This window comes from Rothia sp. HMSC067H10, from assembly GCF_001810635.1.
Lineage (GTDB): Bacteria > Actinomycetota > Actinomycetes > Actinomycetales > Micrococcaceae > Rothia > Rothia dentocariosa.
Genome location: NZ_KV802299.1, coordinates 1 through 373 on the forward strand (window position 1 = coordinate 1; position 373 = coordinate 373).

Consider the following 373-nt stretch of genomic DNA (forward strand, 5'->3'; position numbering starts at 1 on the left):
CCCAATCATGAATAACCCTCAATATATACGAACGTGCTTATATACTATTCTGTATCATCAACATCTTCACTATGCACCAGGTGCACCTTCGAGGCAAGAGCAGGGTCATACAATGGTGATTCAGGATAATACCGAGGGTCTTCCACATAGACTCCGGTAGAATCCTTATCATCAATCGTAAACCCATAGACGATCCCTTCTTTATCGTAGAGAGGGTCCGGGGCACCGTTCGGGAAGTTCCTGCGTTGTTCTTCTTCAAAATCAGACCAGGGGTATCGCACACCCTCACCGGCAATCATCACGTTCTCAGCACCCATCAGTTCCTCAAACTGTGGGAGATACGACGATGGAAGACCAACGCCGTACCCCACCA

General features: G+C 48.3%; 1 pseudogene. It reads right to left on the minus strand.

The annotated features are described in order from the left end of the window. Nucleotides 1–44: 44 nt before the first annotated feature. A pseudogene (locus HMPREF2756_RS04250) lies at nt 45–373 on the minus strand (hypothetical protein); the annotation flags it as partial.